The sequence below is a fragment of the Salipiger marinus genome (genome assembly GCF_035481585.1).
In the GTDB taxonomy this organism is placed as follows: Bacteria; Pseudomonadota; Alphaproteobacteria; order Rhodobacterales; family Rhodobacteraceae; genus Salipiger; species Salipiger marinus.
The window spans coordinates 27758-42155 of the sequence record NZ_JAYKSL010000016.1 but is presented as its reverse complement, the minus strand read 5'-3'; the positions used below and the strand labels follow the sequence as shown (position 1 = coordinate 42155).

At 66.6% G+C, this 14398-nt stretch carries 14 protein-coding genes; 10 read left to right on the top strand and 4 right to left on the bottom strand.

Annotated elements, in window-relative coordinates; all coding sequences use genetic code 11:
- Positions 1-58: 58 nt before the first annotated feature.
- On the bottom strand, positions 59-757 hold the full coding sequence (locus tag VK682_RS18955; protein WP_089851881.1) for a FadR/GntR family transcriptional regulator: 699 nt from the start codon (positions 755-757) through the stop codon (positions 59-61).
- A gap of 18 nt (positions 758-775) precedes the next feature.
- Positions 776-1768: a Gfo/Idh/MocA family protein gene (locus VK682_RS18950; RefSeq protein WP_324782360.1), complete on the bottom strand. Its 993-nt coding sequence runs from the start codon at positions 1766-1768 to the stop codon at positions 776-778.
- 122 nt (positions 1769-1890) lie between these two features.
- Here VK682_RS18950 and VK682_RS18945 point away from each other — a divergent pair, with 122 nt between their 5' ends.
- Together VK682_RS18945 and VK682_RS18940 are read left to right on the top strand one after the other, a co-directional pair.
- Positions 1891-2817, top strand: coding sequence for a dihydrodipicolinate synthase family protein (locus VK682_RS18945; RefSeq protein WP_324782359.1), 927 nt, complete (start codon positions 1891-1893; stop codon positions 2815-2817).
- A 215-nt stretch (positions 2818-3032) separates the two neighbouring features.
- A complete protein-coding gene (locus VK682_RS18940; RefSeq protein ID WP_089851875.1) occupies positions 3033-5318 on the top strand; it encodes an arginine/lysine/ornithine decarboxylase in 2286 nt (761 codons plus the stop codon).
- Between the two features lie 25 nt (positions 5319-5343).
- Here the strand turns inward: VK682_RS18940 and VK682_RS18935 are convergent, their stop codons facing one another.
- Both VK682_RS18935 and VK682_RS18930 read right to left on the bottom strand, forming a co-directional pair.
- Positions 5344-6273, bottom strand: a complete 930-nt coding sequence (locus VK682_RS18935; protein ID WP_089851873.1) for a LysR family transcriptional regulator — start codon at positions 6271-6273, stop codon at positions 5344-5346.
- A gap of 15 nt (positions 6274-6288) precedes the next feature.
- Positions 6289-7413: a zinc-dependent alcohol dehydrogenase family protein gene (locus tag VK682_RS18930; protein WP_324782358.1), complete on the bottom strand. Its 1125-nt coding sequence runs from the start codon at positions 7411-7413 to the stop codon at positions 6289-6291.
- Between the two features lie 178 nt (positions 7414-7591).
- Between VK682_RS18930 and VK682_RS18925 the strand changes: the two genes are divergently transcribed.
- From VK682_RS18925 to VK682_RS18890, 8 genes are all read left to right on the top strand, one after another.
- Positions 7592-8575 carry a cyclase family protein gene (locus VK682_RS18925; protein WP_324782357.1) on the top strand — a complete coding sequence of 328 codons (984 nt, stop codon included), beginning with the start codon at positions 7592-7594 and terminating at the stop codon, positions 8573-8575.
- 85 nt (positions 8576-8660) lie between these two features.
- On the top strand, positions 8661-9944 hold the full coding sequence (locus VK682_RS18920) for an ABC transporter substrate-binding protein (protein ID WP_324782356.1): 1284 nt from the start codon (positions 8661-8663) through the stop codon (positions 9942-9944).
- A gap of 55 nt (positions 9945-9999) precedes the next feature.
- Positions 10000-10905, top strand: coding sequence for a branched-chain amino acid ABC transporter permease (locus VK682_RS18915; protein ID WP_089851866.1), 906 nt, complete (start codon positions 10000-10002; stop codon positions 10903-10905).
- Positions 10906-10914: 9 nt separating this feature from the next.
- Positions 10915-11940, top strand: coding sequence for a branched-chain amino acid ABC transporter permease (locus tag VK682_RS18910; RefSeq protein ID WP_089851864.1), 1026 nt, complete (start codon positions 10915-10917; stop codon positions 11938-11940).
- Positions 11937-12689 carry an ABC transporter ATP-binding protein gene (locus VK682_RS18905; RefSeq protein WP_324782355.1) on the top strand — a complete coding sequence of 251 codons (753 nt, stop codon included), beginning with the start codon at positions 11937-11939 and terminating at the stop codon, positions 12687-12689. The genes VK682_RS18910 and VK682_RS18905 overlap by 4 nt, the downstream gene beginning before the upstream one ends.
- Entirely contained in the window at positions 12689-13369 is a 681-nt protein-coding gene (locus VK682_RS18900; protein WP_324782354.1) for an ABC transporter ATP-binding protein, read from the top strand. Before VK682_RS18905 ends, VK682_RS18900 begins: the two co-directional genes overlap by 1 nt.
- A 38-nt stretch (positions 13370-13407) precedes the next feature.
- Positions 13408-14157 carry an SDR family oxidoreductase gene (locus tag VK682_RS18895; RefSeq protein ID WP_324782353.1) on the top strand — a complete coding sequence of 250 codons (750 nt, stop codon included), beginning with the start codon at positions 13408-13410 and terminating at the stop codon, positions 14155-14157.
- 27 nt (positions 14158-14184) lie between these two features.
- Positions 14185-14398, top strand: a 214-nt coding sequence (locus VK682_RS18890; RefSeq protein WP_324782352.1) for a class I SAM-dependent methyltransferase, incomplete at its 3' end; no start/stop codon positions are given.

Here is a 14398-nt window from a genome sequence, read left to right as displayed (position 1 = left end):
GCTCCCCCATAGGAGTAGGGCGCGGAGCGGTCAGGGCAACCATCGGCAGAGCGGTCTGTCAGTCGCCGCCTTCGAACATGCGGTCCCGGGCGGCGATGATATGGCGGCGCATCGCGGCGGCGGCGGCCTCGGGATCGGCGGCGCGGATCGCCTCGATCAGGGCGCGGTGCTCTGCCTCGACCTTGGCCTGCCGGTCGGGGGCGCCCTGCAGCGTCAGCGACCGCGACAGCGTCATGCCAAAGGCGATCTGCGTGGCGAGCGATTCCAGCACGGTGACATAAAACGGATTGCCGCTGGCCCGCGCCACGGCCAGATGCAGCTGGTGGTCGGCCTCCACCCCCAGCTGCTGCTGCCGGTAGCTGCCCGCAAGCTGCGCCTGCGCCGCCTCCATCGCGGCCAGATCGGCCTCGGTCCGGCGGCGTGCGGCCCATGCGGCGGCGGCACTTTCCACATCGGCGCGGAATTCATAACAGCGCCGGATGTCGGTGATCGATCCCAGCGGCACGAAATCCATCACCGCCCGGTCGGGCCTGCGCGTGACATAATTGCCCGAGCCCCGGCGCGAGGTGATGATGCCATCCTCGCGCAGCCGGGCCAGCGCCATGCGCAGCACAGGGCGCGACACGCCGCAGGTCTGCGCCAGCACTTCCTCCGGGGGCAGGCGGGACTGCAGGGGATAGGTGCCCGCCACGATATCGGCCAGAAGCCGGTCGTGAACCTGATCGGCGCGCGAGGGATCGCGGCGGGTGTCCTGCATGCCTGCCTCCGGATGCGGTCAGATTGCGACGCCTGCCGCAGTATAGATGGATTCCATCAGCCGCAGCGTGCGCAGATTGTCCAGCCTGTCGGTGGGGAAGGGCGCCCCGGTGCGCAGCCCCTCGACAAAGGAGGTGACGGCACCGGTGAAACAGGCCTGATAATTGGCCTGAAGGTCGTGCAGCGACACGTTGTCGGGTTCCGACAGCCGGGTGATGCGGTCGCGGTCATAGACGATGGTATCCGCCTCGCCCAGCAGTTCCAGCCGGTCGGTGGGCAGCGGCGGATAGCCGGGGGCAGAGATGTTGGCGTCGATCTGCACCAGCGCGCCGCTGTCCGCGCGCAGCGTCACCAGCGCCACATCCTCGCCCGCCAGATCGGGATTGATCCGGTCCAGCGTGGCCGACATCACCTGCATTTCGCCAAGGATCGACCGCAGCGCGTCAAGGTGATGGATCAGCACCTCGAACACCAGCAGCCGCTTGAACTCCTTGAGATAGGGCTGGCGGCCCAGCAGGAACGGCACCTTGCCCGGATAGTCGAACAGCGAGGAGGACCGCACCGTCAGCCGCGCATGGCGCAGCGGGCCCACCTGACCTTCGGCGACGCGGCGGGCCAGTTCGGCGTAATGCGGGCGGAAGCGGTAGTTTTCATGCACCATGAAGCGCACGCGGTCGCCCACCTCGGCGATCAGCGCCTCGGCCTCGGCCACGGTGGGGGTCATCGGCTTCTGGCACATGACATGGATGCCGCGATCGGCGGCCATCTTCACCAGCGGCGCGTGGCTGCCCACCGGGGTGATGATGTCCACCGCGTCGGGCTTCACCGCCTCCAGCATCTCTTCGGTATCGGCATAGACTGCGGGGATGCCGAATTCCTCGGCCTTGGCGCGGGCGCGGGCGGGATCGGGGTCGCAGATGGCGGCCAGCGTCACATCCTGCTGCGCCTTCCAGCCCTTGAGGTGGAATTCGCTGATGGCGCCGGCTCCGGCGATGGCAACGGTAAGGGTCATCATCCTGTCCTTCGGGTGAGAGTCGGCGCCTGTCTACGTCCGGTTCGCGGATTTTACAACTATTGACTCATTCGGGCCGGGAAATTACTGCTTTGCCCAGATTCACCCTCCGGAGCCCTGCCATGCGCACCACCGTCACCCCCGCCGATCTTGCCGCCGCCGTCATGGCGGTGCCGCCGCTGGCCCGCCACGCCGACGGCACCTTCAACGATGCCGCCAATGGCGCGCTGATCCGCCATCTGGAAGCGGGCGGCGTCAGCACCATCCTTTATGGCGGCAACGCGCTGGCCCATCACTGGCCGGTCTCGGTCTATGCCGACTGGCTGGACCGGCTGGAGGCGCTGGTGGAGGCGGATACATGGCTGCTGCCCTCGGTCGGGCCCGATGCGGGCAAGATGATGGATCAGGCGGCGGTTCTGGCCGACCGCGATTTCCCGGTGGCGCTGCTGGTGCCGATGAGCCCGCCGCTGACCCATGACGGCATGGGCGACGCGCTGCGCGCCTTTTACGATGCCTGCGGGGTGCAGCTGCTGGTCTATATCAAGACCGATGGCTACATGCCCGCCGATCTTCTGGGCGCGCTGGTCGCCGAAGGTGTGGTGTTCGGCGTCAAATATGCCGTGCCGCGCGCCGAAGGGGCGGCGGATCCCTATCTTGACGCGCTGATCGCCGCGATCGGGGCAGAGCGCATCATCTCGGGCTTTGGCGAACCGCCCGCCGTGCCGCATCTGCTGGATCAGGGGCTGGCGGGCTTCACCGCAGGCTGCGTCTGCATTGCGCCTGCCATCTCCACCGCCATTCTTGCCGCGCTGAAGGCGGGCGACCGGGCCGAGGCCACCCGCCTGCTGGAGCCGATCCTGCCGCTGGAGGTGCTGCGCAACGGCATCAACGAAATCCGCGTGCTGCATGCGGCGGTGGCGCTGTCGGGGTTGGCGCAGACCGGGCCGATCCTGCGGCCGAGTTCCGACATCCCCGATGACCGCCGCGCCGATGTGGCCGAGGCCGCGCGCGCCCTTCTGGCGGCGGAACGGGCGTTCCGCGCCGCCTGAGCTTGGGCGCCTCCTCCGCCAGACTGCGAGGGTCCGCCGACAGGCGGGCCCTTTTGTCATGGGGTGCGCACATCCGCTTGACTGTCCGCGCTGCAGGGGAAAGAAACGCGCCTAGGATCCGCCCCGCCGCGATCCGGCCCGCTTGTTGCGTTTCGAGGCCGGAAGACCAGAGCCCCAAGGGCCAATCGGCCGTCTTTCCGGAAGGAGAACCCCCCATGAAGTTCCGTTTTCCCATCGTCATCATCGACGAAGACTTCCGCTCCGAAAATTCCTCGGGGCTGGGCATCCGCGCCATGGCGCAGGCCATCGAGGAGGAAGGTTTCGAGGTGCTGGGCGTCACCAGCTACGGGGATCTGTCGCAATTCGCGCAGCAGCAAAGCCGCGCCTCGGCCTTTGTGCTGTCCATCGACGACGAGGAATTCAGCCCCGGCCCCGAACTTGATCCGGCGGTGCTGAACCTGCGCAACTTCATCGACGAGGTGCGCTGGAAAAACGCCGATGTGCCGATCTACCTTTACGGCGAGACCAAGACGAGCCGCCACCTGCCCAACGAGATCCTGCGCGAGCTGCACGGCTTCATCCACATGTTCGAGGATACGCCGGAATTTGTCGCCCGCCACATCATCCGCGAGGCAAAAAGCTATCTGGAGGGCATCCAGCCGCCGTTCTTCAAGGCGCTGCTGGATTACGCCGAGGATGGATCCTATTCGTGGCACTGCCCCGGCCATTCGGGGGGCGTGGCCTTTCTGAAATCGCCCATCGGCCAGATGTATCACCAGTTCTACGGTGAAAACATGCTGCGCGCCGATGTCTGCAACGCGGTCGAGGAACTGGGCCAGCTTCTGGACCATAACGGCGCCATCGGCGCCTCCGAACGCAATGCCGCGCGCATCTTCAACGCCGATCACTGCTATTTCGTCACCAACGGCACCTCGACCTCCAACAAGATGGTCTGGCATCACACCGTGGCGCCCGGCGATGTGGTGGTGGTGGACCGCAATTGCCACAAGTCGATCCTGCACAGCATCATCATGACCGGCGCGATCCCGGTTTTCCTGAAGCCCACGCGCAACCATTTCGGCATCATCGGTCCGATTCCGTTTTCGGAATTCTCGCCCGAGGCGATCAAGGCCAAGATCCGCGCCAACCCTCTGCTGGAAGGCGTGGATGCCGACACGGTCAAGCCGCGCATCATGACGCTGACCCAGTCGACCTATGACGGCGTGCTCTACAACACCGAAACCATCAAGGGCCTGCTGGACGGCTATGTCGAGAACCTGCATTTCGACGAGGCCTGGCTGCCCCATGCCGCCTTCCATCCGTTTTACGGCACCTATCACGCCATGGGGCGCAAGCGCGAACGCACGCAGCATTCGGTGACCTATGCCACGCAGTCGATCCACAAGCTGCTGGCCGGGATCAGTCAGGCGAGCCATGTGCTGGTGCAGGACAGCGTTGAGACCAAGCTGGACCGGCATCTGTTCAACGAAGCCTATCTGATGCACACCTCCACCAGCCCGCAATATTCGATCATCGCCAGCTGCGACGTGGCCGCCGCGATGATGGAACCGCCGGGCGGCACCGCACTGGTGGAAGAAAGCATCGAACAGTCGCTGGATTTCCGCCGGGCCATGCGCAAGGTCGACGAGGAATTCGGCAATGACTGGTGGTTCCGCGTCTGGGGCCCCGACGATCTGGCCGAAGAGGGCATCGGCCGCACCAAGGACTGGGTGCTGAAAAAGACCGATGCCGAAGGGGTGCAGGCCTCGGGCGAAGACAGCTGGCACGGTTTTGGCGACATGGCCCCCGGCTTCAACATGCTGGACCCGATCAAGGCAACGCTGATCACGCCGGGGCTCAATCTGGATGGCCGGTTCGAGGAGGAGGGCATCCCCGCCTCCATCGTCACCAAATATCTGGCCGAGCATGGCGTGGTGGTGGAAAAGACCGGGCTTTACAGCTTCTTCATCATGTTCACCATCGGCATCACCAAGGGCCGCTGGAACACGCTGCTGACCGCGCTGCAGCAGTTCAAGGATGACTACGCCAAGAACCATCCGATGTGGAAGATCATGCCGGATTTCTGCGCCAAGCAGCCGCGCTATGAACAGATGGGCCTGCGCGATCTCTGCCAGCATGTGCATGCGCTTTACGCCAAATACGACGTGGCGATCCTGTCGACGGAAATGTATCTCAGCGATCTGACCCCGGCCATGGCCCCCGCCGAGGCGTTTTCCCATATCGCGCGGCGCACCACGCAGCGCGTGCCGATCGACGAGCTGGAAGGCCGGATCACCACCAGCCTTGTCACGCCCTATCCGCCGGGCATCCCGCTGCTGATCCCGGGCGAGGTGTTCAACCGCAAGATCGTGGAATATCTGAAGTTCAACCGCGAGTTCGCCAGCGAATGCCCGGGGTTCGAGACCGACATTCACGGTCTGGTGCAGGAGACCGAAGCCGACGGCAAAGTGCATTACTACGCCGACTGCGTCGCGGTTTAAGGCAGCTCAGGCGGGGCGGCGCGGGTCAGACCAGCGTCGCCTCCCAGATGCCGCGCTGGACCAGTTCGCGCGCCACGTCCAGCGTCACCTGTTCCACCGACCGGCAGGCCCGCGTCATCACCCGCGCGGGGTTGGACACCAGATAGACGGGGCGGGTCATGCGCGGCTCCACGATGGGGGCGCGCAGCAGTTCGCCGCGCCGGACAAAATCCTGCGCCGCCACCGGGGCGAAGATGGTATAGCCTGACCCGCGCGCCACCAGTTCCTTGATCTGGGTCATCGCGTCCATTTCGATCACCACGTTCAGGCTGACGCCGTTGCGCTGGCAGTAACCCTCGATGGTCTGGCGCAGCCCGTTCGAGGTCAGGATCATGTCCAGCCGCTGCAGGTCGCGCAGCGCCACCGGCGTGCCGGGCGGCGTGTCCAGCGGCCAAGCATCCGGGGCCGAATAGAAATACAGCGCCTCGTCCATCACATGCGTCGCGCGCAGCGGCCCCGCATCGCTGAGGTCATAGAGAAAGCCGATATCGACGGTGCCATCGTCGATCCAGTGCTTGATATACCCGCTCATCGCCTCGACGGCGCGCAGCCGCACCTCGGGCAGTTCCAGCCGCACGGTCTCGGCCAGAGGCACCGACATGACCATGGAACAGGAGGGCGGCATGCCGAACCCCACACGTCCCCGGATCACCCCGCCCAGTTCCCGCATGTCGGCCATGCAGCGGTCCAGACTGTCGCAGATGCGGCGCGCGTGTTCGACCAGCACATGGCCTTCCTGCGTCAGCAGCGTGCCGCGCGGCGAGCGGTCCACCAGCTTGACGCCCAGTTCCTCCTCCATGCGCTGCACATGCTGGGACAGCGACGGCTGCGCCACGCCGATGGCCTGCGCCGCCGCGGAAATCGACGGGGCATCGGCGATGGCAAGGAAATAACGCAGCTGCCGGATGTCCACCATATCCGCCCCGCCCTGTCAGTCGAACTCGATCACCTGCCGGATGGCGGTGCCGTCGTCCAGCTGGTCCATGGCGCGGTTGATGTCCGCCAGCTTCAGCCGGTGCGTCAGCATCTTTTCCACCGGCAGCTTGCCGCGCGCATAAAGCGCGAACATCCGCGGCAGATCGCGCTGCGGCACGCAGGATCCGATATAGCTGCCCTTCAGCACCCGTTCTTCGGCCACCAGCTGCAGCGCGTTCAGCGCCATGCGCGCGTCCGGATGGGGCAGGCCCGCGGTGACGGTGGTGCCGCCCCGGCAGGTGCAGCCCCATGCCGTTTCCAGCGCCGTGACCGACCCCGCCAGTTCGATCGCCACATCGACGCCGCCGCCGGTCAGATCGCGCACCGCCTCCACCGTATGGGCATCGGCCTTGACGGTATGGGTGGCGCCCATGTCGCGGGCCGCCTGCATCTTGGAGTCGAAGCGGTCGATGGCGATGACCTGTCCCGCGCCCGCCGCCACGGCCCCCAGCACCGCCGACAGCCCGACTCCGCCCAGCCCGAACACCGCAACCCGCGACCCCGGCGGCACGCGCGCGGTGTTGAACACCGCCCCCGCGCCGGTCAGCATCGCGCAGGAAAACAGCGCCGAGACATGCGGCGGCAGATCGGCCTCGACCTTGACCAGCGACTGCCGCGCCAGCACGGCATGGGTGGCAAAGGCCGACACGCCGACATGATGGTGCACCGGCGCGCCCTCCCGCGACAGGCGGCGGTGGCCGGTCATCAGCTCGCCGCGGCCATGATGCGCGGCGGCCCGGGTGCAAAGCGCGGGGCGGCCCTCGGCGCAGGGCAGGCAGGTGCCACAGCCCGGCGCGAAGATGCAGACGACGTGATCGCCGGGCGCCAGATCCGTGACCCCCGCGCCCACCTCCTCGACATGGCCCGATGCCTCGTGGCCCAGCACCATGGGCACGGGGCGGGGCCGGGTGCCGTTGATGACCGACAGATCGGAATGGCAGACCCCCGCCGCCGCCACGCGGATCAGCACCTCTCCGGGGCCGGGAGGCGCCAGATCCACCTCGCCCACCCGCAGCGCCTGCGCCGCCTCGAATCCCTTCGGGATCCCGCCGCGCTCCAGCACGGCAGCCGTGATCTTCATGCGCTCCTCCCTGTCAGCCCACGCTCTCCTCAGCGCTCAGGCTAGACGCATCCCTGCGCGGCGAAACCGGAACCCTTGCTGCGATAGCACAAACCTATGGCCGGAATCGTCGAAGGATATTGGCCCGGTTTGGCCCCGCCGCATAGGCTTTTGAAGTCTCAAGCTCTGGGAGGAAGCTATGGGTACTTTCCAAAACCGTGCAAGATTGCGGCTGCTGGCCGGGACGCTGGCGGCCATGGCGGCGGGTCCGCTGCTGGCGCATGACACGTCCGGCAGCCCGCCGGACTGGGCGCAGACCCGCTGGGGCGAGGGCGACGAACTGGGCGCCGCCAACCACATGACACCAGAGCGGGTGAAACAGGCCGCAGGGCTGGTGACCGAAGGCAAGGTCTACAGCCTTGGCATGATCGTGGGGGCGGACACGCCCGCCTTTCCGCCGCGCAGCCTGTCGCTGACCATCCTGCAGCCCGGGCAGAACGGCAATTCCGGGCTGGGCGACAACACCTTCACCTATAATGACGACATCTTTATGGGCTGGCTGGGGATCGGTCCGCAGATCGACGGTCTGGGCCATTCCGGCGAGGATCACCTTTATTACGGGGGCCGGAGCTATGACGACTTTGCCCCGGCCTCGGGTCTGACCGAACTGGGGCTGGACAAGCTGCCGGGTCTGGTGGGCCGGGGGGTGATGCTGGACATGGCCGCCTATTTCGGCACCGACATGGTCGAAGGCGGAACGCCCTATACCGCAGACGACATCCGCGCCGCCGCAGAGGCGCAGGGGGTGGACCTGCGCGAAGGCGATGTGGTGCTGTTCAACTCCAACTGGATGAACCTGCTGGACGGCGACAGCCCCGATCCCCAGACCTTCGGCGCCATCGAGCCGGGGCTGGGGGTCAGCGGTGCCGAATATCTGGCGGAAATCGGCGTGATGGCCGTAGGGGCCGACACATGGGGCATGGAGGTGGTGCCCGCCGAAACCGAAGGTCAGGCGTTCCGCGCCCACCAGATCCTGCAGACCCATAACGGCATCTACATCCTTGAAAACATGGACACCCGCGCACTGGCCGCCGACGGGGTGCATGAATTCCTGTTCGTGCTGGGGCAGGCGCGGGTGAAAGGCGCGGTGCAGATGATCATCAACCCGATCGCCATTCGCTGACCGGGTGCCCAAGGGCCAGATCACCGGCCAGATCCCGGGCCGTTCCCGGACCGGATCACCGGCCACTTCACAGGGAGGAGAGACAATGAAAAAGCTATTCGTCACCACGGCGCTCTGCGCGGCGCTGCCGTTCGGCGCCTTCGCGCAGGACAAGCCGGACACGCTGAAGGTGGGGATGACCACGTTCCTGACCGGATCCGCCTCGGTTTTCGGGGTGCCCGCGCGGGATGCCATGGATCTGATGGTGGCCAGCCTCAACGAGGCGGGCGGCATCAACGGCGTGCCTGTCGAGGTCATCTATATCGACGAGGGCGCGGGGGCAGAGGCGCTGACCTCGGAATTCCGCCGCGTGTCGGGCGAGGCCGAGGTGATGCTTTCGGCCATTTCCTCTGGCAACTGCCAGACGCTGGCGCCGCTGGCCGAGGATCTGCAGGTGCCGAACCTGATGTGGGACTGCGGCACGCAGCGCATCTTTGAAGAAAACGACTACAAATACGTCTTCCGCACGCAGGCCAACGCCACCGCAGAGATGATGGCGGCAGTGGTCTATCTGCTGAAGATGAAACCGGATTTCCAGACCATCGCCGTGGTCAATCAGGATTATGCCTGGGGCCGCGACAGCTGGGACATCTTTTCCACCGCGCTCAAGGCCATGAAGCCCGAGGTCGAGGTGCTGGGCGAATTCTTCCCGAAATTCGGCTCGCCCGACTTCTCCACCGAAATCTCGCGGCTGCAGGCGCTGCGTCCGGACGTGATCCTGTCCACCTCTTGGGGCGGCGATCTGGACACGTTCGTGCAGCAGGCATTCCAGCGCGGGCTGATGAACAGCTCCACCTTCGTGCTGCCCCTCGCCGAAAGCTCGCTGGAACGGCTGGGCAGCAGCCTGCCCGCCGGGCATGTGGTGGGGGCGCGCGGGGATCACTATTTCCTGCATCCCGAACGCCGCGATGACGAGGATTTCAAGACCTTCGTCAGCGACTTCAAGGAAAGCACCGGCAGCATTCCGATCTATTCGGTGTTCCATGCCGCGCAGGCGCTGGAGGCGATGAAAGCCGCCTATACCCGCGCGATCGAGGAAAACGGCACCGACTGGCCGACCGAAGACCAGCTGCTTGCCGCGTTCGAGGGGCTGGAGTTTCAGGCCTATGGCCGCCCCATCACCCTGCGCGAGGACAATCAGGGCATCGAAGCGCAGCTGATGGGCATGAGCGTGCAGTCTGGCGATTACCCCTTCGCCACGCTGGAGGACATCATGATCTTTGACGGCGCACAGCTGCTGCCGCCGGTGGGGGAAACCTCGATCGAGTGGATCAAGGGGCTTGATGCCTCTTTCCCCGACAGCGTCGAGGCGGCGTCCTACGACAACTGACCACGACCCGGCGGAGGGGTCTCCCCTCCGCCCGGCGCCATGGAACGGAACCCCCATGAACCTCACCATCTTCCTGCTCGCGCTGTTTGACGGCATCTCCTATGCGGCGCTGGTGTTCATCGTCGCGCTGGGGCTGACGCTGATCTTTGGCGTCATGCGCATTCTCAACGTCGCGCATGGCTCGCTTTACGCCATCGGCGCCTATGCCACCGCGTCGCTGACCAGTTACGTGCTGGCGCTTGGCTTTGCCCCGGTGCTGGCCTTTCCGCTGATGCTGGTGTCGGCGGTGCTGGTGGGCGTCCTGCTGGGGGGGCCCATCGAATGGCTGCTGCTGCGCCGCATCTACAACAAGCCCGAGGTGCTGCAGCTTCTGGTCACCTTCGCCGTGTTCATGATCCTGGAGGACGTGCAGCGGCTGGTCTGGGGCACGCAGCCCTATTTTCAGGCGAGCGCCCTGCAGGCGCTTGGCAATGTCACGGTGTTTGGCGTCACCTATACCGTCTACCAGCTGATCCTGCTGCCGGTTCTGGCGGTGACGCTGCTGCTGGGGCTGCGGTTCTTCCTGCGGCACACGGTGATCGGCAAGCTGATCCTCGCCACCACCGAAGACCGCGAGGCGGCGCAGTCCATCGGCATCGATGCCGACCGGGTGTTCCTGTTCACCTTCGTGGTGGGGGCGGTGCTGGCGGGTCTGGGCGGGGCGCTTGCCTCGCCCACCACCTCGATCCTGCCGGGGATGGGCGCGGACATGATCGTGCTGTCCTTCGCCGTGATCGCCACCGCCGGGCTGGGCCAGATCGAAGGTGCGGCCATCACCGCGCTGCTGATCGGGCTGGGGCGGTCCTTTGCCGTCTATGTCTGGCCCGAGGTGGCGGTGCTGGTGCCCTATCTCATCATGGTTCTGGTCCTGCTGGTGCGCCCCGAAGGGCTGTTCGGCAGCCCGGTCGCCCGCAAGATCTGAGGAGCCGAGATGACCGGTCATTCCACATCCTCCCCCCGTCCCGCGCCCGGCTCCCGTGGGCTGCCGCTGCGGTCCCTGCTGACGGCGCTTGGCGTGCTGGCCCTTGCCGTCATTCCCGTCATGGCGCCCGGCCTGCAGCTTCTGGTCAACCTCGCGCTGGCCAAGGGGCTGGCGGTGCTGGGGGTCACGGTGCTGCTGCGCGCCGGACAGGTGTCTTTCGGGCACGCGCTGTTCTTTGGCGTCTCCGCCTATGCCGGGGCGTTCTGTGTCGCAGCGCTTCCCGGGGCCGATCTGGTGCTGGTGCTGGTCGCAGGCGTCATCGGCGCGGCGCTGGCCGGGCTGCTGGTCGGGCTGTTCGTGGTGCGCTACCGCGGCATCTTCTTCGGGATGCTGAACCTCGCCTTTTCGATGATCTTCTGGTCGATCCTCGAAAAATTCTACCACGTCACCGGCGGGGCGGACGGCATCCGGCTGGACCGGCCCACCGTGCTGGGCATGGAACTGGGGCGCGGCGCCTTTGAACTGGTGCTGTTCTATCTGGCCATCGCGCTGGTGCTGGGTCTGGGCTGGTTCACGCTGCGCTGGTTCGCCTCGCCGGTGGGGCAGCTGTTCCAGACCATCAAGACCAACGAGACGCGGCTGGAATATCTGGGCCTGTCGCCCCGGCGGGTGCTGCTGTCGGGCTATCTGCTGTCGGCGGTGCTGTGCGGGGTCGGCGGGTCGCTCATGGGCATGACGCAGGGCGTGGTCACGCCGGAATATGTCTGGTGGGTGCGCTCGGCGGAAATGGTGTTCATCGCGGTGCTGGGCGGGGCCGGATCGGTGCGCGGCGCCTTCGTGGGCGCGCTGATCTACGAAATGGTGCGGGTCTATGCCTCGGCCTTTGCGGGGGACATCTGGCAGATGCTGCTGGGAGCGTTCCTGCTGGTCATCATCCTGTTCGCGCCGGGCGGCATCATGGGCATCCTTGACGGGCTGATGCGCCGCGCCACCCCCGCCCGCGCCCCCGCCCGCACCAAGGAGGCAGGCCAATGACCACGCCGCTGCTGGAAACCCGCAACCTGACCATCCGCTTTGGCGGGGTGATTGCCGCCAATGACGTGTCCATGCGCATCGAGGCGGGGCGCAACCTTGCCATCATCGGGCCGAACGGCGCCGGCAAGACCACCTTTCTCAACATCTGCACCGGCTGGATCAAGCCGCGCGAGGGGCAGGTGCTGTTCGAGGGGCAGGACATCACGCCGCTGCCCCCGCGCAAGATCGTGGCGCGCGGCGTCGCCCGCGCCTTCCAGATCCCGCAGCTGTTCACCGAACACACCGCGCTGGAAAACCTGCTGATCGCCGCCGCCGCGCGCGAGGGGCTGCGCAACCCGCTGCAGAACCTGCACCAGATCCGCCAGCGCGACGAGATGATGCATCTGCTGGAAATGGTGAACTGCGCCGATGTCGCGCATCGCGTGGTGGTGGAACTGTCCGAAGGCCAGCGCAAGCTGATCGACATCGCGGTGGCGCTGGCGCTGAAGCCGCGGTTGCTCTTGATGGACGAACCCACCTCGGGCGTGGCCTCGTCGCAGAAACACGAGGTCATGGAAATTCTCGTCGGCGCGCTGGCGCAGGCGGGGGTCACGTCGGTCTTTGTCGAGCATGACATGGGCATCGTCAGCCGCCACGCCGACGAAGTGGCGGTCTGGAACACCGGTCGCGTGCAGCTGCGCGGCACCCCGGCGGAAATTCTGGAGCATCCGGACGTGATCCGCGACGTGATCGGAGAGGAGATCGCCTGATGCTGGAATTCCGCAATGTCACCGCCTCCATCGGCATCATCCAGATCCTGCGCGGTCTCGATTTCCGCATCGCCCCGGCGGAAACGCTGGCGCTGATCGGGCGCAACGGCGCGGGCAAGACCACGCTGCTGCGCACGATCATGGGCTTTACCCGCGTCACCGGAGAGATCCGGTTCGGCGACACCCGGCTGGACAGCATGGCCCCGCCCAAACGCCCCGGTCTGGGCATCGGTTATTCCCCCGAGGACCGGCGGCTGTTTTCGGCCTTCACCGTCGAGGAGAACATCCTGCTGCCCGCGCAGGCCGCCCGGCTGGGCGCGGCCGAGACGCAGAAGCGGCTGGACCGGATTTATGACATCCTGCCGGAACTGCGCGACATGGCGGGCCGTCCGGCGGGCAACGTGTCGGGCGGGCAGGGCAAGATGGTGGCGCTGGGGCGCGCGCTGATGTCGGGCACGCGGCTGGTGATGCTGGACGAGCCGTTTCAGGGGCTGGCCCCGGCGCTGGCCCAGCGATACGCCGCAGCGCTGCGCGCGCTGCGCGACGCGGATCGCAGCGTCACGCTGATCATCACCGAATCCAACCCCTCGCTGCTGCGCGGCTTTGCCAGCCGCACGCTGGTGATCGAACGCGGCGAGGTGGCCGAAGGCACGCTCGACCCGGATCGCAGGACGGCATGACATCCCGGCACGGACAGACCAGAACGAAAGGACAGCACATGCGGCTCAAGGACAAGATCACACTGGTGACCGGCGCGGCTTCGGGCTTTGGCCGTGGCATTGCCGAAACCTTCCGGCGCGAAGGGGCGCAGGTCGCGGTGGTGGACCTGAACGGCGAGGGGGCCGCAGCGGTCGCGGCGGATCTGGGAGAGGGCGCCATCGCGATCCCCTGCGACGTGGCGCAGGGCGATCAGGTGCAGGCGGCGGTGCGGCAGGTGATCGACCGCTATGGACGGCTGGACGTGGTGGTGAACAACGCGGGCTGGACCAATCCCAACCAGCCGCTGATGGAAACGGACGAGGCCACCTTCCGCAAGATCTATGACATCAACGTGCTGTCGATCTTTCACATGACCAAGGCCTGCGTGCCGGTCTGGCGGCAGCAGGGCGGCGGCGTCATGCTGAATGTCGGATCCACCGCCGGCATCCGCCCGCGCCCCGGCCTGACATGGTACAACTCCTCCAAGGGGGCGGTGAACCTGATGACCCGCTCGCTGGCGGTGGAGCTGGCGCCGGACCGCATCCGCGTCTGCGGCATCGCGCCGGTGATGGGCGTGACCGGCCTGCTGGAGCAGTTCATGGGCGTGCCCGACACGCCCGAAAACCGCGAAAGGTTCATCGCCACCATTCCGCTGGGCCGCCTGTCCGAACCGCGCGACATCGCCAATGCCGCGCTGTATCTCGCCTCGGACGAGGCGGATTTTATCACCGGGGTCATCCTCGAGGTGGATGGCGGGCGCACCATCTGACGCCCGCGCAGCATTGGGACGATCCACATGGTCGATCAGCGGTCCTTGAACGCCGAAACGCAGGCCATGGGCACCCGCTCCAGCGCCGAACTGGGGCCGGTGACGGCGGCGGTGCTGGCGCATCTGGCGGCAGGGCAGGTGCGGCGGGTGCTGGACATCGGCTGCGGTCAGGGCGGGCTGGCGGCGGCGCTGGTGCGGCGCGGCTATGCGGTGACCGGCATCGATCCGCAGGCCGGGGCGG

Excerpts from the sequence above, each read along its gene's own strand:
- VK682_RS18900 (WP_324782354.1), top strand. The coding sequence starts at position 12,689 with ATGCTGGAATTCCGCAATGTCACCGCCTCCATCGGCATCATCCAGATC.
- VK682_RS18895 (WP_324782353.1), top strand. The coding sequence starts at position 13,408 with ATGCGGCTCAAGGACAAGATCACACTGGTGACCGGCGCGGCTTCGGGC.
- VK682_RS18925 (WP_324782357.1), top strand. The coding sequence starts at position 7,592 with ATGGGTACTTTCCAAAACCGTGCAAGATTGCGGCTGCTGGCCGGGACG.
- VK682_RS18920 (WP_324782356.1), top strand. The coding sequence starts at position 8,661 with ATGAAAAAGCTATTCGTCACCACGGCGCTCTGCGCGGCGCTGCCGTTC.
- VK682_RS18935 (WP_089851873.1), bottom strand. The coding sequence starts at position 6,273 with ATGGTGGACATCCGGCAGCTGCGTTATTTCCTTGCCATCGCCGATGCC.
- VK682_RS18905 (WP_324782355.1), top strand. The coding sequence starts at position 11,937 with ATGACCACGCCGCTGCTGGAAACCCGCAACCTGACCATCCGCTTTGGC.
- VK682_RS18940 (WP_089851875.1), top strand. The coding sequence starts at position 3,033 with ATGAAGTTCCGTTTTCCCATCGTCATCATCGACGAAGACTTCCGCTCC.
- VK682_RS18915 (WP_089851866.1), top strand. The coding sequence starts at position 10,000 with ATGAACCTCACCATCTTCCTGCTCGCGCTGTTTGACGGCATCTCCTAT.
- VK682_RS18950 (WP_324782360.1), bottom strand. The coding sequence starts at position 1,768 with ATGACCCTTACCGTTGCCATCGCCGGAGCCGGCGCCATCAGCGAATTC.
- VK682_RS18955 (WP_089851881.1), bottom strand. The coding sequence starts at position 757 with ATGCAGGACACCCGCCGCGATCCCTCGCGCGCCGATCAGGTTCACGAC.
- VK682_RS18910 (WP_089851864.1), top strand. The coding sequence starts at position 10,915 with ATGACCGGTCATTCCACATCCTCCCCCCGTCCCGCGCCCGGCTCCCGT.
- VK682_RS18945 (WP_324782359.1), top strand. The coding sequence starts at position 1,891 with ATGCGCACCACCGTCACCCCCGCCGATCTTGCCGCCGCCGTCATGGCG.
- VK682_RS18930 (WP_324782358.1), bottom strand. The coding sequence starts at position 7,413 with ATGAAGATCACGGCTGCCGTGCTGGAGCGCGGCGGGATCCCGAAGGGA.